Below are 19,070 nucleotides of genomic sequence, written 5' to 3'. Positions count from 1 at the left end.
TGGATGGGGAATAGCGTGTCGGCCTCGCGGGGGTGAGGGCCATGACCCCGCAGGAGCTGGTGGAGGCCCAGGACCGGCTGGCGGCGTTCGCGGCCGAGGTGTTCGCCCCGCTGGGGCGGGTTGACCAGCGGCGGTGGGGCGAGCGGTATGTGCGGGGGCTGCTCGGCGAGGGGCGGCGCAAGTCGATGGAGCCGATGGCGGCCCGGCTGGGGGTGGACCGGCAGGGGCTGCAGCAGTTCCTGGCCGACTCCCCGTGGTCGTACCAGATGGTGCTGGCCGAGGTGGCCTGGAGGATGGAGCCGGTCATCCGCCCGGATGCCTGGGTGGTCGATGACGTGTCCTTCCCCAAGGACGGGCACGCCTCCCCGGGCGTGGCCGCGCAGTGCTGCGGGGCGTTGGGCAAAACCGCGAACTGCCAGGTCGCGCCGAGCGTGCACCTGGTCACCGATGCCGCCTCCTGCCCGGTGAACCGGCGGCTGTTCCTGCCGGCCGCGTGGGATGCGGCCGCCGCGCCCGCCGAGGAGGCCGGCCGGGCGGAGCACAGGCGGCGCCGGGCCCGGATCCCCGCCGGCGTGGGGCATGCCGAGAAGTGGCAGCTGGCCGTCGACATGGTCGACGAGCTGCGCTGCTGGGGCCTGGAGCCGCCGCTGGTGGTGGCCGACGAGGGCTACGGGCAGGACGGGGCCTTCCGCGAGGCGCTGACCGAGCGCGGCATCGCCTACGTGGTCGGGGTGCGCTCGGACACCGCGGTCCTGCCCGAGACCGCCACGCGCACCGCCCCTGCCTGGTCGGGCACCGGCCGCAAGCCCGTTGTGCGCTACCGGGACCAGCCCGTCGCGGTGCGCGAGCTGGTCCTGGGCATCGGGCGCGGCGCCCTGCACCGGGTGACCTGGCGCCAGGGCTCCAAGGGGCCGCTGCGCTCGCGGTTCGCCGCACTGCGGGTGCGCCCGGCCGGGGTCCGCCTGCGCCGGGCGCACCGGGGCGCGGACCTTCCGGTGTGCTGGCTGCTGGCCGAGTGGCCCGCCGGGGAGGAACAGCCGGTGAAGTACTGGCTGTCCACCCTGCCGGCTGACACCCCGCTGCGGCACCTGGTGCGTGCGGCGAAGATCCGCTGGCGGGTGGAGCACGACTACCGGGAACTGAAGACCGCCCTGGGACTGGGCCACTTCGAAGGCCGCACCTTCAACGGCTTCCTGCGGCACGTCACCCTGGCCTCGGTGGCGCAGGCGTTCTGCACCCTGGAGCGGCTGTGCCCGCCAGCAGCGGCCACGGCCTGACGACCTACCAGGTTGTGGCCGAGCTCCAAGTCCTCCTCGTCTGCTGGGCAGGAACATGCCCCACCTGCCGAAGACCCTGGACCCGATACGACACGCCGGTCCCAACCTAACCAAGCCCTACTAGGGTGCGTTTTGAAAGTGCTGGTCACAGCCACTCGTTGATGGCTGCGACCAGCACGGTCGCCTCGTAGCGAACTGCCAACTTGTCGTATCTCGTGGCGACAGCGCGGTGCCGCTTGAGGCGATTGATTCCGCACTCGACCGCGTGGCGCTCCTTGTAGTCGGCCTTGTCGAACTTAGACCGTGTCCTACGTGGTGAGGCGGACGTTGGGCAGGGCATGGGGCGGGATACGTGGAGTTGGATTGTTCCGGATGGGCTGTGGGAGATCGCGAAGCCGCTGATCCCGCCGTCGAAGGTGCGGCCACAGGGCGGCGGTACACAGGACACGCCTGATGAGACGCTGTTCGCGGCGATCATCTACGTGCTGGTCAGCGGTTGTGCCTGGCGGGCTCTGCCGCCCTGCTTCGGCATATCGAAGTCGACCGCTCACCGCCGCTTCCTGATCTGGTCCAGAGCCGGCGTCTGGGGCCGATTGCACGAGGCTGTGCTGCACCGGCTCGACGACGCCGGCCTGGTCGAGGTGACCCGTGTAGTCCTCGACACCGCCCACGTCAGGGCTAAAAAAGGGGGCGAACACACAGGTCCGAGCCCCGTGGACCGGGGCAAGCCGGGTTCCAAGATGCACATCCTGTCGGACGCGAACGGACTGCCCCTGGTCGTCGGCGTCTCGGCCGGCAACACCCACGACAGCGAAGGTCTGAAGCCGATGGTGGCGGGTCACCAAACGAGACACGACCCCCATCGCGGCCGGTACTTCAAGCCTCAGCGCCTCCACGCGGACAAAGCCTACGATCGACCGGACCTGCGGAAATGGTTACACGGCAAGCGCATCGGAGTCCGGATCGCCCGCAAAGGCATCGAGTCCAGCGAACGGCTGGGCCGCCGCAGGTGGGTGATCGAAAGAACGATGTCGTGGCTGTCCGGCTACCGCAGACTCAGCCCCCGCTACGAACGTAATCCCCGCAACTACCTGGCCTTTCTCGGTCTCGCCGCGGCCTTGTGCTGCTACAAGCGTCTCGTCCGCCTCACCACGTAGGACACGGTCTAAAAGGGATCCACGAGCAACACGACGAAGTGGAGCGATGGATGGCCGATGAGTTCACCTCGGCGCTGACCAAACTGTGGGAACTCGCGGGCAGCCCGACGCTGGAAAAAATCAAAGGAACCAGCAAGACCTCCTTCAGCGACTGGAGAAACGGCCGTGTTGTCCCCGACAAGAGCGAAAAGCTCGAAGCGGTGGTACTGGACCTGCGCCTGAAGGCCAGGGACCGGGCGAAAGCGGGGAAGCACACCGCGCAGGACGCGGCCCTGTTCGAAAAGTTGAGCGTCCCTCATATGGAGTCCTTGCGGAAACGAGCTCGGGAAAAGCTCCTGGCGATGCCCGGAACCGAGGAACTGGCCAAGGTGCGCCGGCTCAGCGCCCAGGCTGTCGAGGACGCCGGTCTGCTGATGCGGCCCACCAGCCGTTTCCCGCACGGGATCTCCCTGACCGACCTGCATGTTCCGCGTGCGCTGGAGAGCGCCGTCCTTGGCCGTGTGCCCGACCTCTGCGCCCAACTGGTGGTCGCAGAGCCCGGATACGGCAAGACCACCGTGCTGTGGAGCCTGTATCACCGACTCGCGGACCAGCAGGGCATGGAGCCCTTGTTCGTGAAGGCCTCGTTTCTGCTCGACGCTCTGCGTCCCGAGCCGGAGCTGCCTCCCACCGCGCTGACCGTCGCGGAGATCACCGAGGCGCTCACCCGCTGTGCCGCCGAGGCGACTCCCGTGCTGCTGGTCGACACTCTGGACCTGCTCATGCACAGCCCCGAAGGAGCTGCGCTGGTCGCCCGGCTCATCGACGCCGCCCGCCACAACGCGGTGTCGGTGGTGATGTCCTGCCGCCCGGGAGAAGCCAAACTCCTGCCGTTCGAGGACGACGACGAAGCCGAGACGGACGCCCGGGACGCCTTCCTGCAACGGCCTCTGCGTCTCGGGGCCTACAGCTCCGACGAACGGGCCATGGCAGTGGCCAAGCACAGCCGGATCTATTGCCCTCAAGCCGTGCACGGCCCGCTCGCCGCCCAGCAGTTGGAGCGCCGCATCATGGGGGCCGTATATCAGGATCTTCCCCTGCGCGAGGTGTGCGACAACCCGCTGACCCTGCGCATGCTCTTCGACGTCTACGCGCCCGACCCTCCGGTCCAGGACATCGACGTCGCCTCGCTCTACGACCAAGTGCGTCGACAGCGCGTCGAGCAGGACAGCAGAGCCGGGCACGGCGACTCGCCCCAACCAGAACGAGCGGCGCGCAATCTCCGGCGCACGGCCCAGGCACTGGCCCGCTACATGCTCGCCACCAACGAGCTGGAGATCGACCTGCCCGTCGTGGGACACCACCTGGAGGAGCTGCTCCCCGGCAAGACGTGGGACACCATCACGGACGACCTCGAAGAACTGGAACGCCGCGGAGTCATCTCGACGATCACCGGAACCGCCCGCATCCGGTTCTTCCACCAGACGTTCTTCGAGTACATGGCCGCCGACTGGCTGCGCATGGCAGGGCGGGCGCAGGAACTCGTCGACCGCCTTCTGGACAACCCGACCGACCTTGTCCTGGCAGCCGTCGCCGGTCAACTTGTGCCCCGGGAGGCACCGGGCAGGGCCGATCGCCTCCTGCTTCCTTTGCTGAATGACGACCGGACCGTAGCGCTGGGGTTGGAGCTGTACGCCCAACTGCGCACCCTCGGAGCGGCGGCCCAGCCCGCCCGGGAACGGCTGCGCAGCCTGCCTGCCGACCCTGTGAAACGCTTCCTCACCGTTCTCCCCGGAACCCGCCACCCGCGCCCCGACCGATGGGTGGCCGATCTCACGGCGGTATGGGAACGGGGCGAGCAGCCGGACGCCGACGGCCGGGCCGTGCGCATCCAGCTGCTGGAGTCGCTGTGCCGCCTGCTGCGCCGACATCCCGCCGCCGCGGTGGAGCTTCTGGGCGACTTGAGCTGTATCGCGTGGCTGCTGACCTGGAGCACACCCACTCTGCGCTCTCACGACCACCTGTACCTGAGGCTCCTTCGCGCGGCCTTACCGGTACGACCTCGACTGGACGCTCCAGCAGATGACGAGGTTCTGGCAGAACTTCAGCAGGGACGGAGCCACTGCCGGACTGGCTGATCTCATACGGGCGGCGGCCGAGGAAGCGGCCCGTATCGAGGAAGCCGCCTTGGCCGCGCAGGCCCGACGCCTGGCGGCCACGCATTTCGAGGGTCTCCTCAATGACAGCGCCCAGGACCTGCTCGGCAGGGAACTTGACGCGGTGGAGTCGGCGTTGGGCTCGCTGTGGGCCGCCTCGAAAGCCATCGCGCAAGCGCCCGACCGCCTGAAGCTGGCGCTCGAAGCCGTCGCCGGTGAACTCGGCAACCCGACAGACCGCGCGAAACTGTTCGGCGCGGGTCTCCTCGCGACGCACCTCGACGAGCGGGCTGCCGGACAGGTCGTGCAGGCGCTCCTCGCGCTGGACGAGCCGGGTGCCCAGACCGCGGCCCTGGACATGGTGGTCGTGCCCACGCTGGCCGACGGCGAGAGGGGGGAGCACGATGACCGCCCCCGCCCCCGCGACTCCGCATTCGTGCGGCTCATCGAGACCAGCTGCCGTGAGGCTCTGCTCCAATTGCCGGCTCCGCCGTACCGGGATCGGCGGCGAACCCGCCCCCGGCTCTTCCTGGAAGCCGTATGGCGTGCCCGCCCGGCCCCCGACACACTTCTGCGTGTCCTTCCCGACGCACCGCAGGAAGTGTGGCTGAACGCGGACGGCCTCGCGAAGCTCGCCGTGCCCGCTGCCGCGGCCGGGCAGTCACAAGCGGACCAGGCGCTGCGCGCGTGGGCCACCGATCCCGTGGTCCATGCCGCCTGCGCCACCGATAGACAGGCCCCAGCGACCTTCGCCACCGACTTCGTCGAATACGTCGCCGCACATCCCCGGCTCCTGGCCTATCCCGTCGACGAGGCCCTGCTCACCGAGAACACGAACCTGCTCGTCACCGCGCTGGCCTCCGCCACGCCACGAGAAGCGGCTGATGTGCTGTCACCTTACGAAGAACGGCTGCGCGCCCTGGCTCACACGCTGACCACGGGCAACCCCAACCGCCGTCGACAGGGTTACCGCCTCATCAGGGCCATGATGGACTCCGCCGGCTGGAGCCCGCCCGACAGCAGTGTCCTGGCCGAAGAACTGCGCTCCGGAGCCAGCCCGTTGCGCATCGCTGTCCTGGAACTCATCCGCACCGCCGTCCTCTCGGGCCGCTGGATCCACCCGGATCTGGAGCCGCTGCTGCCCGTGCTGAACGACCTGGCGACCCCGGCCGCCGACGACCACCCGCTCCCGGGGACCGCCGACAAGAATGTCGCCGCGCTGGCGCGCCATGTGCTGACCACCGCGGTGTGCCGCCTCACCCCGGTCGAGGACTCCGACCAGGCCGAGGCGGCGTACGCTGCGCTGCTGCCGTCGATCCTGCCCATATCTCCGGCCGATGGGCCTCTGGTCACCGAGGACATCCGTGAACTGGGGCGGCTGATCGAGCGCATGGCTCCCCACGACCCCGGCGCCGCCGCCCGGCTGCTGCTGAAGGTCTCCGAAGCCCTGCACGCGTACGACCCGCGTGTCCTCAAACCCAAGCGGGAAATCGCCAATCGCTGGAGCGTGCCGCTGAGAGTCCTGCTGGCGCATCTGGGCAGTACTGGCCGCAAGGACCTCGTCCTGAAACTGGTCACCCAGGACGTGGCTCTCGCCCGCCGGGCAGTGGAGGTGTTCGCCCAGCTACAGGAATCCTCCGTCGCCGATCCACCCGCCTGGTTCCGCGAGCTGGCCCACCGGCCCGGTCTCTCCCCCACCTTGCAGCAGTCGGTGGGCAACCGGCTGCGCATGCATGCGCGTACCCGCTGCGGAGGCCCCTGGCCCGAACTGCTGGAACAGGACGCGTCGGAGTTCGTGCCGTAGATCCTTCGCGTTGCCACGGACTTTCCCGCGCAGGGATCCCCTCCTCGCCCCGTCCGTCCAACAGGCGTCAGGCCCGGCGGCCACCTGCCGCTCGCGGTCGCCGGCGGCAGGTACGCGAACTTGTGACGTCGACCGCTGCCCCGGGCGCCGCCGCGCCGCTCGAAGCGCGGCGGCCACCGGCTTCGCCCGCCCAGCGGCCACAACTCCACTTGGGCGGTGCGGTGACTCGGCGCAGCGGCAGGCCTGCGGTCCCGCTTTTCCGCCGCGTTCCGTCCGGCGGCCGTCAGCCCCCCGGATTCATGGCCGGTGCGCTGATCTCTAGCTTGAGGATCTTGCCGCTCGGCCCCATCGGCAACTTGTCCATGAGCCACACCGTGCGGGGGTACTTGTACGCCGCCACCCGGTCCTTGACGTATTGCCGCAGCTCCTCCGCCGTGGCCCGCGCACCCGGGCGCAGGACCACCGCGGCCGTGACCTCCTCGCCGAGCTCCTGATGCGGGACACCCACCACCGCGGCGAGGGCGACGGCGGGGTGCTCGTGCAGGACCTCCTCGATCTCGCGCGGGTAGACGTTGTAGCCGCCGCGGATGATCATGTCCTTCTTCCGGTCGACGATGTAGAGGTAACCGTCCGCGTCCCGCCGGGCCAGGTCGCCGGTGCGCAGCCAGCCGTCCAGGATGGCGATGGCCGTCTCCCCGGGACGGTTCCAGTAGCCCTTCATCAGGTTGGGGCCGCGCACGGCCAGCTCGCCGATCTCCCCGGGGCCCACGTCCCGGCCCTCGTCGTCCAGCAGCCGGACCTCCACGTCCTGGATCGGGGTGCCGATCGAGCCGGCCTTGCGGGGCCGGTCGAGGTGGTTGAACGTCACCACCGGACTCGTCTCGGACATGCCGAAGCCCTCCAGCACCGGGCAGCCGAAACGCTCCTCGAAGCCGCGCAGGACCTCCACCGGCAGGGACGCGCCGCCGGAGACACATATCCGCAGCGTCGAGACGTCCGTGTCCGTGGGGTGCTGCAGCAGGGCCGCGTACATGGTCGGCACGCCCCCGAACACCGTCGCCCGGTCACGGGCGACGGCCTCCAGCACGGTCTGCGGGTCGAAACGCGGGACGAGAATGAGCGAGGCGCCGCTGCGCACGGCCACGCTCATCGAGCAGACCTGCCCGAAGATGTGGAACAGCGGCAGACAGCCCACCACCACGTCCTCCGGCGTCATCCGCTGGATGTGGACCTCGTTGACCACGGTGTTGTGCCGCAGCCCGCCATGGGTCAGCGACGCGCCCTTGGGCTTCCCGGTGGTACCCGAGGTGTACAGCAGGACCGCCACATCGTCGTCCGCCGTCCGCGCCACCTCCGTCAGCGGCTCGTACCCGGCCAGCACAGCGGCGAAGGACGCGGGCTCCACCACCCTGTGCCGCACTCCCGCGGCAGCCGCCCCCTGCGCGCCCTCCCCCGGCGCCTGGTGCCATTCGAAGAGCAGCACCGCACCGGAGTCGGTGAGGTGGTAGGCGGTCTCCCGTTCCTTCAGCAGCGGGTTCAGCGGCACCAGGATCGCCCCGGCGCGCAGCGCGCCGTAGTAGAGCACGACGAACTCGGGGACGTTCGGCAGCATCAAGGCGACCCGGTCACCGGGCCGTACACCCTCGGCCCGCAGCAACGCGGCCACCCGGGCACTGCGCTCGTCCAGCTCCGCGTAGGAGATGATGTGCGCCCCCAGCCGCAAGGCCGGATGTTCGGGCTGCCGGGCAGCTGTCTCCACCAGGAATTCCGCCAAGTTGGCCATGTCCCGCCTCCGTGAACTCGCCGTCGAAATCCGTTGCTCTCATGGGCGACGACATCGTGCTTCGAGCCACCGCCACCGCCCATGGACAGCGTGACACCGTTACCCGTCCCCGGTTGTTCACGGGAACAAGACAGCGGCAAAAAGCCGCAGCGACGGAACTCTCGTACGTGATCGCGGTGGTCCAGGCCCGGCTTCCCGAACCGGGTGAGCAGATCGCTACATGTTGATCATGTGGCCGGCGAGGCCGTGGACGGCTTCCTTGACCGCCTCACCCAGGGTGGGGTGGGCGTGGACGTTGCGGGCGACCTCGTGGACCGTGAGGTCCCACTGCTGGGCCAGGGTCAGCTCGGGGAGGAGTTCGGTGACGTCGGGGCCGATGAGGTGGCCGCCGAGGAGTTCGCCGTACTTGGCGTCGCTGATGAGCTTCACGAAGCCGGTCGCGTCGCCCAGGCCGTGGGCCTTGGCGTTCGCGGTGAACGGGAACTTGACCACCTGGACGTCGAAGCCCTTCTCCCTGGCCTGTGCCTCGGTGTAGCCGAAGCTGGCGATCTGGGGCTGGCAGAAGGTGGACCGCGGGATCATCACGTAGTCCAGCTCCATGGTCTCCGCACCCGCGATCGTCTCGGCGGCGACCATGCCCATCGCCTCGGCGGCGTGCGCGAGCATCAGCTTCGCGGTGACGTCGCCGATGGCGTAGATGTGCGGGACGGAGGTACGGCAGCGGCCGTCGACGTCGATCGCGCCGCGCTCGGTGACCCGCACGCCGGTGTTCTCCAGGCCGTAGCCGGTGACGTTCGGTGCGAAGCCGATCGCCTGCAGGACCTTGTCGGCCTCCAGGACCTGCTGGGCGCCGTCCTTGCCGGTGACCGTGACACGGACCTGCGGGCCGGACTCGTCGATCGACTCGACGCGGGTCGAGGTGAGGACGTCGATGCCCAACCTCCGGTACTGCTTGGCGAGTTCGGCGGACACGTCGGCGTCCTCCAGCGGGGCGATCCGGTCCAGGAACTCGACGATCGTGACCTTCACACCGTAGTTGTGCAGGATGTAGGCGAACTCGACGCCGATCGCACCGGCGCCGGCGATCACGATCGACTGCGGCAGGTCCTCGGCGAGGATCTGCTCCTCGAACGTCACCACGCGCGACGTGCGGCGGGTGCCGGGCAGCAGCTTGGGGCTCGCCCCGGCGGCGATGACGCAGTGGTCGAAGCCGACGGTGCGGGTGTTGCCCTCGTAGTCGGCCACCTGGAGCGTGTGCGGGTCGAGGAAGGTGCCGCGCCCGCTGATCTCCGTGATCTTGTTCTTCTTCATCAGGTAGTGGACGCCCTTGACCCGGCCGTCCGCGACCTTCCGGCTGCGGCGGAAGGCCTCCCCGTAGTCGAAGGAGACCTGCCCGTCGACCTTGATGCCGAAGGTCTTCGCCTCGCGCGTGAAGACGTGCGCGAGTTCGGCGTTGCGCAGCAGGGCCTTGGTGGGGATGCAGCCCACGTTCAGGCAGACGCCGCCCCAGTACTTCTCCTCGACGACCGCGACGCGTTTGCCCAGTTGGGCGGCCCGGATGGCGGCTACGTATCCGCCGGGGCCCGCGCCGAGTACGACGACGTCGAAGCGCTCACCCTGCTCGTCCATGGACGGTTCCTTTCCTCTGGGGCGGCCGACCTCCCGCGAGGGGCCGACTCACTCCCGATCGAACAACCTGTTCCCGTTCACCCACTCAACAGCGGCGGCTTCCGCCACCGCCCGCCGCAGGGGGACCGCTGGAGGACATCACCTCGGCGGCGGTCACCCGGACGTTCACTTCAGCGCCCTGATTCCGTGATCTATGCCCGCCCGGCAATCATCGACGGCGGGCCGACACCTCGTCGACTTCGTGTACTCCGGCCTCGGCGGCACCGAGCCTGAGGGTGCCGAGCCCGAAGGCCGCGACCGGGCCGTGCACGCCGGGCTTGAGGACCGCGTCCGGCGCCGCCGCGTGGACGCGCCGACCAGGGTCTCTCGCGTACCCCCGTGGTGAGGGTGAAGGCGTCCCGCAGGGTGCTCCGGTAAAGCAGTTCGTCCCCGTGTCCCGAACGGGTGATGAAGTAGCCGATCTCGACATGGCGGGCCCGCTCACCCGACTTTCCAGGACCAACGCGTCGGCGAGGTTGCCCCGGCACGTAGTCGACGTAGTCGTAGCCGAACGCGGGCACCAGAGTCGCACCCCGGGCGGCCACGACGGAGTCCGGCTCACGCAGGACGCGGCGGGCGAAGGTCCCCTCCCCCGTTGAGTCGAGGAACGCCCCGCTCGCCGAGCTCGTCCACGCCGTCCGGTTCCGCGAGGCCTCTCCAACACCGAGATCGCCGCGACGCTCGTCGTGGCCGGGCAGACGGTCAAGACCCACATAGGTCGGCTCCGCGTCAAGCTCGGCGCCCGTGACCGGGCTCGACTGGTCGTCTTCGCCTACGAGACCCCCGCCCGGGCGCACGCCTTGTAGCACCGCAGTACCCCGGTATGAGGCCGAATCCTGGCACCTCGGTGTGACGCGCGCTCCCGTACCAGCCTCCTACAGCCTCCTGTACCGCACCTACGCCGACGACCTGGCTCGGGCCCGCGAGACACAACGGAAGCTGCTCGGGCCACCGACCTCACTGAAGGCCCAACTCGACGGCATCGAGGCGGAGATCACCTACTTGCTCGTGCGGGACGCCCCGCCCCGAGACCGTCGTGGAGACACGACGTCTTCCATGGCCGCAGGCCGTTGCCGTTCACCGAGGGGGCCGTTGTGCTGCGCTGGCTCGCTGAGCGGGAAATCGCCGCACCGACAACCCGATGCTCTTTTTCACGCTGCCATAAGTATGCCGAAATCCGGCATTCGGGCAGGTCATGTACGCCAGCCGATTTCGCCCGATGGAGATGCGCCCAGATCGAGCACGTCGCACCGTGCCTCAGCAACACCACGGCCGACGCCGTCGCGTCGGCCGCAGAGCTTCGACGCTGTCGGCCTCGGCACTCGTCGGTGGCCTGATCCTCACGACATCCATCGGTCAGTGCCGGGGAAACACGAGCAGGTCCGTGACGGCCAGCAGGACCAGCGTGGTCATGACCACCGCACGCAGGCGGCCCTGTCGGCGGGTTCGCGGCGGGGTGAGGTCGTCTGCCGCAGGCAGGAGGTTCACGTCGCTCACCGTCCTGCCGTCTCGGTGGTGGTGCCGGACGTCGTCGCCGAGCACGAAGGTGTGGGATGGGGGCAAGCTGACGCCCTGCGCAGGAACCGCTTCACCAGCGGTTCCTGCGCTTCGTCATGACACAAGCAGTGCGTCAGTTGACCCGGACGATCTTCCACAGTTGGTCGTCGATACCGGCGTCGTTCCACTGGATGATGGACGCTCCGTTGGCGGTGGACGACTGGGCCACTGCGGCCAGCAGGCCGCTGCCCACGTTGACGATCTTGTAGTAGCCGCCGCCTGCGCTGGTCAGGGTCCACTTCTGGGAGTTGCCGGCCGAGGAGGTGTTCTGGACGATGGCCGCGCCGGCGGAGGTGGAGGAGTTACTGACGTCGAGCCTCAGGTTGCTGTGGACGTTCTGCAGTGTCCAGGCGCCGCCGCTCTGGGACTGGAAGGTCCACAGCTGGCAGTCGCAGGCGGAGTTCTGCCACTGGTCGGCCGCCTTACCGGGAGTGGTGGACGACGCGGGGATCTCCAGGTACTTGCCGCTGTTCTTGTTGACGAGCACGTACTGACCGGTGCCGAGGGGCGGCAGGGCGGTCTGGGTGAGGTTCCAGCGCTGGCAGGCGCAGCTGGTGCTGTCCCACTGCCCGGCGGTGGTGCCGACGGTGGTGGAGGCGTCGGGGATCTCCAGGTACTTGCCGGTCAGCCGGTTGACCAGGGAGAAGCCACCCGCGGGGTGCGGGGAAACCGCCCACTCGTGGTCCGGGGTGCCGTTGTCGTCCCACTGCAGGATCTTGGCGCCGTTGGCGGTGGACTGGTTCTCCACGCCCAGCACCTTGCCGCTGGCCACGTTGAAGATCTTGAAGTAGCCGGAGGGCTGCTGGTCGAACCGCCACTTCTGGTCGTTCGCGTTGTCGGCGTTCTGCTGGGTGGCGTAGGTGCCGTTGGTGGTGGAGCCGCCCGCGATGGTGAGCAGCTGGCTGCTGCCCGCGTTGGAGACGGTGTAGGTGGCGCCGTCGGAGATGCCGCCGCCGAGGTCGATCGTGCTGTAGGTGACGGGGTTGGAGAGGTTGCTGCCTCCGCGTCCGGCGCTGAGGATCAGCAGGCTGTGCCCGTCGGGGAGGGAGGTCATGCCGCGGCTGTAGCCGCCGGCCACGTTGGCGTTGATGCGCGTCCAGGTGTTCGCGGCGCCGTTCTGTGTGTTGATGAACAGGTCGTCGGCGCTGTTGGCACTGACGACGAGTGTGCCGTTGGAGCCCCCGGTGGGCAGCCACGTCATGTAGGGAGCGCTGCGCGGGACCACGCCGTCCGTCGCGCGCAACGGGATGCCGGTGACGGAGCCGAACGCCTCAGGGTCCGAGGAGATCTTGTAGTAGACGGAGAAGTTGCCCTCGGGAGCGCCGCCGTACTCGTACGACAGGACGTACTTGCCGTTCGGCAGCTTGGCGACGGTCGGCATGCCCGGACGGTCGCTGGCGGTGGGCATCGCCACGTCGTCGACGACGGGCCCCCAGGTGCGGGCGTCCGTGGAGACCTGGTGCACGATCTTCTGACCGTGGTCGGGGTCGCGCTGGTCGGAGTAGTAGACGATGAGCTTGTTCCCGGAGACCAGGAAGAACGGCTCCCAGACGGGGGTGTTCCCGTTCGTGTCGAAGGCGGCGCCGCCGGTGGCGATGTTGGTGACGAAGCTCCAGGTCTGCCCGCGGTCCGTGCTGGCGTACAGGTCGATCTTGGTGGCCGACCGGTCGGCGGGCACCGAGTCACCCGCGGCCAGGATGGTCCCGGCCGGAAAGCCGCCGATCGCGGTGGGCAGTTCGAACAGCTCGGGCTGCCAGCGCATGCCCCAGCCGTTCTGGGTGTCGGCGACGTCGGAGATCTTGCTCCAGGAGTTGCCGTTGTCGGTGCTGCGGTAGATCGGGAAGACCGGCGTGCCGGAGGTGTACTGCTCGAACGTGGCGAGCAGGGTGCCGTTGGCCGAGCCGTTGTGCTGCAGGCGCAGCGCCCGCGGATACAGCGAACCGGGCGAAGGCGCACCCGAAGGCGGGGTGTACATCGTCTGCGAGGGACGGGAGAGGGCGTGTGCCCGGTCCGCGGCAGGCAGCATCATCGTCGCCGCGGCGACGATCAGCGCCAGAAACAGGAGCAGGAGAGTGGTGGGGCGGGAACGCCGAGCGGCGTCGGGTCTGACGCCCAACAGTGCAGGGGACATGTGCGGCTCTCAGGACAGGGAAGGGATGGGGAGTTTCGGTGCCCGCCGCCCCGGGATGGACCCGGGTGGGAAGCGGCGAGCCCGCAGGGCGCGTCCGCCGCGTGTGAGGACTTCGACGACGCGGCGGCGCGGATCGGGGACGGCCGGCCTCTCAGTGAGGCGGCCGGCGAGTGGCAGAGCGGTGCCCAGGCGTGCGGGTGTGCTCCCTGCTGCTGCCGGGGTGCTGTCAGGTGGTGCGCCGGCCCGCTGTGTCGGGGTGGGACGGCGGAGGCGCGGTCGAGCCGCGGACGACGAGTTCGACCGGTGGGTCGCTCGCCTGCGGCAGGTCTGTGTCGGGTTTCTCGATGACGTGCACGAGAAGCCGGATGCCTTCCCGCGCGGCGGCCTCGAAGGGCTGGCGCACGGTGGTCAGAGGTGGGGAGACGTAGGCGAAGACCGGGTTGCCGTCGAAGCCGACGACACTGATGTCCTCCGGCACGCGACGCCCCGCCTCACGCAGGGCATGGATGAGACCGATCGCCATCTCATCGCCCGCCGCGAACACCGCGGTCACGGAACCGTCCGAGGCCAGCCCGTGACCCGCCGCGTACCCGGAGGCTGCCGACCAGTCACCGTCGAGCAGCGGCGGCTCGTACGCGCCCCGCGCCGCGAGCGCCGCCTGCCAGCCCTCGATGCGGTCCTTGGTGGCGTACCACTTCCGCGGGCCGGCGAGATGATGGACGGTCCGGTGTCCCAGGTCCAGCAGGTGTTCGGTGGCCGCCCGCGCCAGTTCACGGGCGCCCACGCCCACGGTCAGCGTCCGGGTGGCGGTGAAGGCGGGGGGTGCTCCGAGGAAGAGGACCGGCACGTCGACACGGAGCGGGACTTCCCCCTTCACGATGGGCTCGGAGACGACCACACCGTCCACGCCCTGTTCGAGGAGTGACTCCACGGCACCCGCGATGCCTTCCGGGTCGCCGTCCGGTGTGTTGACCACGCGCAGCGCGTAACCGGCATCCCGTACCGCCTGTTCGATGTGCACGAGCAGTGAGGCGGTTCCGTACCCCGCGGTTCCCAGGGCGACGACACCGATGGAGCGCGTGCGCCCGGAGGCCAGCGCCCTGGCCGCCTGGTACAGCCGATAGCCGAGTTCCTCAGCGGCTGCGAGAACCTTTGTGCGGGCCTCCTCCGAGACGTACGGCTCGTTGTTGAGGACCCGGGAGACCGTCTTGCGCGACACCCCGGCCAGCCGGGCCACGTCCGCGCTGCGCGGCACGGAGGAGCCCTCGCTCCGCCCCACCAGTGGTGCCATGAAGTCTCCCGACAGCCGTACGTCTGAATCGAATGAGGTCAACTGTATGACCACGCGGTCTGACCGCGCGGTCATGTCTACGTAGCGTGAGGCCGTACGTCAAGGGTTCCTGCGGCACCGATTCCGACGGACGGCAGCGGATTCGACGGAGGGCAGCCACTCGGCTGGGGTGCCGTAACCGCCGACAGGGCATTTCTCAAAGGGGGTGACACCCGACTTCACGGCATGCGCGGTCGGCTCTACGCGTCGATCGAAGGGGTCTTGACAGCAGCTCCCCGGAACGTTCAGTCTTCCTCGCAGCCGCCGGTCATATTTGTTCGATCATGTTGAGTCTTGATCCGGCGGCTTGTGGCGCGGCGTGCCGCTCGGAGTCTCATCGAGCACTGCGCCGACCCTTCGCTGTGGTCGTCGCCGCGGAGGGTGTCCCGCAGGTCAAGCCGGCACCGTTCGAACCGGGGAGGGCGGGAAAGCGGCCGACGCGTTCTACGTGGCAGTGCCGCGCGTCCTGTCGCGGTCGCACGACTTCGGCGCCGTGGACCTCCATGGATTCGCTGGCTCTGTGCGGCTTGGACGACCTGTTGTTGCTCGATTCGGCTGAGAATGTGAGGTAAGAGCATGGAGCCAGTCCGTATGACCGCCTTGCCGTTCGAGTTGACGGCGCGCGGCCCGGCCGGGGGCCGGTGGACCACCGACGGAACGACGCTGGAGGTGGTCTCGGCGGCGAAGAGCGATCTGTTCATCGACCCCACCGCCGCGCCCGGCGAGGCGTCGGCCGACCTGACCCGGCTGACCGGCGAGGTCATGGGCCCGTTCCAGCTGATCGCCCGGGTGACCGTGGACTTCCAGGACCGGTTCGACGCGGGTGTCCTGGTGGTGTGGGTGGACGGGACCACGTGGCTGAAACTCTGCTTCGAGTTCTCGCCGGCGGGCCGGGCAAGCGTCGTCTCCGTCGTGACCCGTGGCGTGTCTGACGACGCCAACTCCTGGGACGTCCCCGGGAACACGGTGTACCTGCGTGTTTCCCGGATGCGGCATGCTTTCGCGCTGCACAGCTCTGCCGACGGCCGAACGTGGCAGCTGGTCCGCGTGTGCAGCATCGGAGTACCGATCGACCGTCCGGTCGAGGTGGGCTTCCTCGCACAGTCACCGAACGGCGCAGGCTGCCGGGCGGTGTTCGAGGACGTCACCTTCACGACCCACGAGTTGTCCGACACCCGGGACGGCAGCTGACGGCGGGGCGACGACGGCACACATGTCCCCGTCCGACGGCCTGGTGACGAGCCGCGCCGGAGAGCCGGGGGTAGGCGGAGGGGGCGGCCTGTGCTGCGGGCAGCTTCCCCGCTCTCCGGCCGCCCTGATGGTGCGGTGCACGTGTGTGGCGGCGCTGTCCACGCCGGATGTGATCACGCACGCTGTGGCACGCCATGCAGGCGTCGACGCAGTCCTGCATTTCCTTGCTCATCGCGGTCTTGGCTCCGGTCGGCCCGGTCTGCCGCATGGTTCCTCCTCGGAGTGGCGGGGTCGGCGGGCCACCCCTCTCGCCTTCCGGCGTACGCCCACCCGTCCCGGCCCGCCATCGGGCGTACGCGAGGAATCCGCGAGATCGTGACCCAGGCGGGGAGGGCGCGCGCCCTGTACGAGCGGTTGAACGAGCCGGGTGGCGCCGCCACAGGGTGAGACGGGGGCGACCTGACAGCGCCGACACCCGGCGACCCGTACCTGCGTCGCCAGCCCCAGTGCCTTGTTCTCCACCCGCAGCCGTACGGTGAGCACGGCCGCGTCGGCGGCGGTGAACAGCAGGGCGGTCAGCCAGGCGCTGTGCACCAGGGGAAGGGCGATGCCCTCGGCGACGACAACCATGTGGTTCGGGTGGCGCAGCCAGCGGTAGGGGCCCCGGTCGACCAAGGGCATACCAGGCACGACGATGACGTGGGTGTTCCAGCGCGGTCCGAGGGAACGCGCACACCACCAACGGCCGGCATGGACGACCGCCTGGACACCCAGGGCGATCCGGCCGAGAACCGGGATGAAATGGCGGTGGGCGAGAGCGACTTCGGTCAGAATGCCGATGAACAGGCCGATGCGCGCGGCGACCATGCACGGGAAGTGCCGCTGCCCGTACTCCACATCGCCGCGCGCCTTCGCCCACCGGGCGTTCTTCCAGGACAGCCGCAGCTCCAGCAGCCGTTCGCAGGCGACGGCGGAGGCCAGCGGCACGAGTCCGGTCGGGAGCGCGGTGGGCCCGGATGGATCACTGACGCATTCCTTGCACTGTGTTCGTCGCGCCGCCGAAGCGTGTCACCAGCGCAGCAGGACCTGCTCGGTGGCGAATCCGGGACCCATGGCCGTGACCAGCCCCGGTGATCCCGCGGGCGGCGGCGTCTCCATCGCCACCCGCAGGATGTCCAGTACGGATACCGACGAGAGGTTGCCCCGCGAGGCGAGGGAGTGCCGGGAGGGTGCCAGGGTCTCCGGTGGCAGCCGGAAGGCCCGCTCGACGGCGTCGATGACCTTCGGGCCACCGGGGTGGAGGATCCAGGTACGGACCAGCTCCGGCGTCAACCCGTGCCGGCCGAGGAACCCGCTCACGTCCTTGGGAAGTTGCCGCTCGGTGATCTCCGGCAGGTCCCGGGACAGGACGACGCGGAAGCCGTAGGAGCCGATCTGCCAGCCCAGGACGTCCTCGCTGTCCGGGTACAACGTGCTGCACGCGTCCACCAGTTCGGGCCCGGTGATTCCCTCCGCCCTGTGTCCTCCGACGGCCACGACCGCGGCGGCGGCGTCGCCGAAGAGGCTGCCGGGGACGATGCTCGCCATCGACGTGTCGCTCAACTGGTGGGTCAGCGAGCACAGTTCCACCGAAAGGAGCACACCCACGCGGTCCGGGTAGGCACGAAGGTGGTCGTGGAGCCGGGCGAGTCCCGCAGCCCCTCCGGCACAGCCGTGGCCGAACAGAGGGACGCGGGTGACGTCCGGCCGTAGCCCCACCCGCTGGGCGAGCCGCGCCTCCAGCGACGGTACGGCCACGCCGGTCACGGTCGTGCTGACCACCGCGTCGACGTCCTCCGGCGCGACTCCGGCGGCCCGCAGGGCTCCGGCCAGTGCCCGCTCGCCCAGGTCCAGCACCTGTTCGAGCCAGGCGCTGTTGGCCTCGGTGAAACCGTCCAGCCGGCGGTACGTCTCCAGTGGCAGGGACGGATGGCGCGTGGTCACACCCGAGTTGCCGGAGATCTTGCGCAGCGTCCCGCCCATGTGCGTGAGGTTCCGCATCGTCTCCCGCGCCACCTCGGCCACGATCTGCTGCTGCTCGTAGCGATGGGTCGGTACGACCACCTCGGCGGCCGTCACCCGTGGCGCGGGGCCAGTCGGCCTTCGGTCGTGCTGTCCCGTCGTCCGGCCCATGTGAGTCAACCTCTGTCTCTCCTGTCGTTCTGCTCAGTCCGTGGCGGATGCCGCTGGACGGGTACGGGAGGCGGCCGGGTTCCACCAGTTGGCGGGACCGAGGGCCGCCATCACGGCGGGAACCAGGACACCGCGCACCAGTGCGGCGTCCACCAGGGCACCGACGGCGACACCGATACCGAGGACCTTGATCAGGGTGACGTGCGACGCGCCCATCGCCGCGGTAGAGATCGCGACCGCCGCCGCGGCGGACGTCATCAGCCGGCCGGTACGGGCGATGCCGTCGACGATCGCCGTGCGGTTGTCGCCCCCGCGGTCGTACTCCTCACGGATACGGCCCAGGAGGAACACCTCGTAGTCGACCGACAGGGCCAGGGTGATGACGAGCGTGAACAGGAGCGCGGAGGTGTCCAGTGTCCCGGTCACGGTGAAGCCGCCGAGCGGGGAGCCGCGGCCGTCCTGGAAGAGGACCACGAGTGCGCCCAGGGTGGCGCCCAGGCTGAGGACCGCCACGACCATCGCCTTGAGCGGTGCGACGACGGTGCGGGTGAACACGCCGAGCAGGACCGTCAGCGCCAAGGCCGACAGCAGCATGCACCAGGGCAGGGCGTCGCGGACCGCGGCGGAGGAGTCGGTGACCTCGGCGGCACGTCCGCCCACGCGCACGCTCCCCGGGGCGGGCGCCTCGCGTACGGCCCGTACCAGGTCGGCCGCCTGCCGGGTGTCCGGGCCGACGGCCGAGGCCACCAGCAGCACCGCCGCCCGATCGCGGTCGGTGCCGGCCACCCGGACAGCCGTGACGTCCGGGACGCGGGCGAGCCGGTCGCGGTAGGAGCCCACGCCGTCCGTGGCACGCGGCCCGGTG

Annotated in this window: 12 protein-coding genes and 3 pseudogenes; 6 read left to right on the top strand and 9 right to left on the bottom strand. The window is 69.7% G+C overall.

All coding sequences use genetic code 11. From position 1 onward, the window contains the following. Positions 1-41 precede the first annotated feature (41 nt). The gene (locus STRIP9103_RS06180; protein ID WP_009300953.1) at positions 42-1,277 is read left to right on the top strand and encodes an IS701 family transposase; all 1,236 of its coding nucleotides are present in this window, start codon (positions 42-44) and stop codon (positions 1,275-1,277) included. 145 nt (positions 1,278-1,422) lie between these two features. On the opposite strand, the pseudogene STRIP9103_RS46030 reads toward STRIP9103_RS06180, so the two are convergent. Further along, positions 1,423-1,575 (bottom strand): annotated as a pseudogene (locus STRIP9103_RS46030) (IS5 family transposase); the annotation flags it as partial. Between the two features lie 40 nt (positions 1,576-1,615). Here STRIP9103_RS46030 and STRIP9103_RS46025 point away from each other — a divergent pair. The 3 genes from STRIP9103_RS46025 to STRIP9103_RS06165 are packed head-to-tail and all read left to right on the top strand — an operon-like array spanning position 1,616 to position 6,373. Beyond that, the gene (locus tag STRIP9103_RS46025; protein ID WP_009300981.1) at positions 1,616-2,434 is read left to right on the top strand and encodes an IS5 family transposase; all 819 of its coding nucleotides are present in this window, start codon (positions 1,616-1,618) and stop codon (positions 2,432-2,434) included. 50 nt (positions 2,435-2,484) lie between these two features. Next, positions 2,485-4,551 carry an NACHT domain-containing protein gene (locus STRIP9103_RS06170; protein WP_009300972.1) on the top strand — a complete coding sequence of 689 codons (2,067 nt, stop codon included), beginning with the start codon at positions 2,485-2,487 and terminating at the stop codon, positions 4,549-4,551. Then, a complete protein-coding gene (locus tag STRIP9103_RS06165) occupies positions 4,496-6,373 on the top strand; it encodes a hypothetical protein (protein WP_048819789.1) in 1,878 nt (625 codons plus the stop codon). Before STRIP9103_RS06170 ends, STRIP9103_RS06165 begins: the two co-directional genes overlap by 56 nt. A 283-nt stretch (positions 6,374-6,656) precedes the next feature. On the opposite strand, the gene STRIP9103_RS06160 is transcribed toward STRIP9103_RS06165, so the two are convergent. Both STRIP9103_RS06160 and lpdA read right to left on the bottom strand, forming a co-directional pair. Then, positions 6,657-8,156 (bottom strand): long-chain-fatty-acid--CoA ligase, encoded by a 1,500-nt coding sequence (locus tag STRIP9103_RS06160; RefSeq protein ID WP_009300970.1) that lies wholly within the window; start codon positions 8,154-8,156, stop codon positions 6,657-6,659. 216 nt (positions 8,157-8,372) lie between these two features. Then, on the bottom strand, positions 8,373-9,785 hold the full coding sequence (lpdA, locus tag STRIP9103_RS06155; protein ID WP_009300955.1) for a dihydrolipoyl dehydrogenase: 1,413 nt from the start codon (positions 9,783-9,785) through the stop codon (positions 8,373-8,375). A 680-nt stretch (positions 9,786-10,465) separates the two neighbouring features. Between lpdA and STRIP9103_RS46020 the strand changes: the two are divergent. Then, a pseudogene (locus tag STRIP9103_RS46020) lies at positions 10,466-10,630 on the top strand (response regulator transcription factor); the annotation flags it as partial. 550 nt (positions 10,631-11,180) lie between these two features. Here STRIP9103_RS46020 and STRIP9103_RS06145 read toward each other — a convergent pair. The 3 genes from STRIP9103_RS06145 to STRIP9103_RS06135 all read right to left on the bottom strand — a co-directional run bounded on the left by STRIP9103_RS06145 (position 11,181) and on the right by STRIP9103_RS06135 (position 14,803). Then, positions 11,181-11,387 carry a hypothetical protein gene (locus STRIP9103_RS06145; protein ID WP_048819788.1) on the bottom strand — a complete coding sequence of 69 codons (207 nt, stop codon included), beginning with the start codon at positions 11,385-11,387 and terminating at the stop codon, positions 11,181-11,183. A 67-nt stretch (positions 11,388-11,454) separates the two neighbouring features. Continuing rightward, a complete protein-coding gene (locus STRIP9103_RS06140) occupies positions 11,455-13,512 on the bottom strand; it encodes an RICIN domain-containing protein (protein ID WP_009300963.1) in 2,058 nt (685 codons plus the stop codon). A 226-nt stretch (positions 13,513-13,738) separates the two neighbouring features. After that, positions 13,739-14,803: a LacI family DNA-binding transcriptional regulator gene (locus STRIP9103_RS06135; RefSeq protein WP_199790516.1), complete on the bottom strand. Its 1,065-nt coding sequence runs from the start codon at positions 14,801-14,803 to the stop codon at positions 13,739-13,741. 630 nt (positions 14,804-15,433) lie between these two features. Here STRIP9103_RS06135 and STRIP9103_RS06130 point away from each other — a divergent pair. After that, the gene (locus STRIP9103_RS06130) at positions 15,434-16,033 is read left to right on the top strand and encodes a DUF1349 domain-containing protein (protein WP_009300968.1); all 600 of its coding nucleotides are present in this window, start codon (positions 15,434-15,436) and stop codon (positions 16,031-16,033) included. A gap of 504 nt (positions 16,034-16,537) precedes the next feature. Here the strand turns inward: STRIP9103_RS06130 and STRIP9103_RS51265 are convergent. The 3 genes and pseudogenes from STRIP9103_RS51265 to STRIP9103_RS06115 form a co-directional block, all read right to left on the bottom strand. After that, positions 16,538-17,020: pseudogene (locus STRIP9103_RS51265) on the bottom strand (isoprenylcysteine carboxyl methyltransferase family protein); the annotation flags it as partial. Positions 17,021-17,101: 81 nt separating this feature from the next. Continuing rightward, a complete protein-coding gene (locus tag STRIP9103_RS06120) occupies positions 17,102-18,205 on the bottom strand; it encodes a type III polyketide synthase (protein WP_048819787.1) in 1,104 nt (367 codons plus the stop codon). Positions 18,206-18,238: 33 nt separating this feature from the next. Beyond that, positions 18,239-19,070: MMPL family transporter (locus STRIP9103_RS06115; RefSeq protein ID WP_009300978.1), on the bottom strand; the 832-nt coding region annotated here is incomplete at its 5' end.

The organism is Streptomyces ipomoeae 91-03 (genome assembly GCF_000317595.1).
Taxonomy (GTDB): domain Bacteria; phylum Actinomycetota; class Actinomycetes; order Streptomycetales; family Streptomycetaceae; genus Streptomyces; species Streptomyces ipomoeae.
The sequence above is the reverse complement of the archived record's forward strand: the minus strand, read 5'-3'. Positions and strand labels throughout refer to the sequence as shown.

What these genes read in the sequence shown, in the direction of transcription:
- STRIP9103_RS06180 (WP_009300953.1), top strand. Translation starts at nt 42, where the DNA reads ATGACCCCGCAGGAGCTGGTGGAGGCCCAGGACCGGCTGGCGGCGTTC.
- STRIP9103_RS46025 (WP_009300981.1), top strand. Translation starts at nt 1,616, where the DNA reads ATGGGGCGGGATACGTGGAGTTGGATTGTTCCGGATGGGCTGTGGGAG.
- STRIP9103_RS06170 (WP_009300972.1), top strand. Translation starts at nt 2,485, where the DNA reads ATGGCCGATGAGTTCACCTCGGCGCTGACCAAACTGTGGGAACTCGCG.
- STRIP9103_RS06165 (WP_048819789.1), top strand. Translation starts at nt 4,496, where the DNA reads ATGACGAGGTTCTGGCAGAACTTCAGCAGGGACGGAGCCACTGCCGGA.
- STRIP9103_RS06160 (WP_009300970.1), bottom strand. Translation starts at nt 8,156, where the DNA reads ATGGCCAACTTGGCGGAATTCCTGGTGGAGACAGCTGCCCGGCAGCCC.
- lpdA (WP_009300955.1), bottom strand. Translation starts at nt 9,785, where the DNA reads ATGGACGAGCAGGGTGAGCGCTTCGACGTCGTCGTACTCGGCGCGGGC.
- STRIP9103_RS06140 (WP_009300963.1), bottom strand. Translation starts at nt 13,512, where the DNA reads ATGTCCCCTGCACTGTTGGGCGTCAGACCCGACGCCGCTCGGCGTTCC.
- STRIP9103_RS06135 (WP_199790516.1), bottom strand. Translation starts at nt 14,803, where the DNA reads ATGGCACCACTGGTGGGGCGGAGCGAGGGCTCCTCCGTGCCGCGCAGC.
- STRIP9103_RS06130 (WP_009300968.1), top strand. Translation starts at nt 15,434, where the DNA reads ATGACCGCCTTGCCGTTCGAGTTGACGGCGCGCGGCCCGGCCGGGGGC.
- STRIP9103_RS06120 (WP_048819787.1), bottom strand. Translation starts at nt 18,205, where the DNA reads ATGGGCCGGACGACGGGACAGCACGACCGAAGGCCGACTGGCCCCGCG.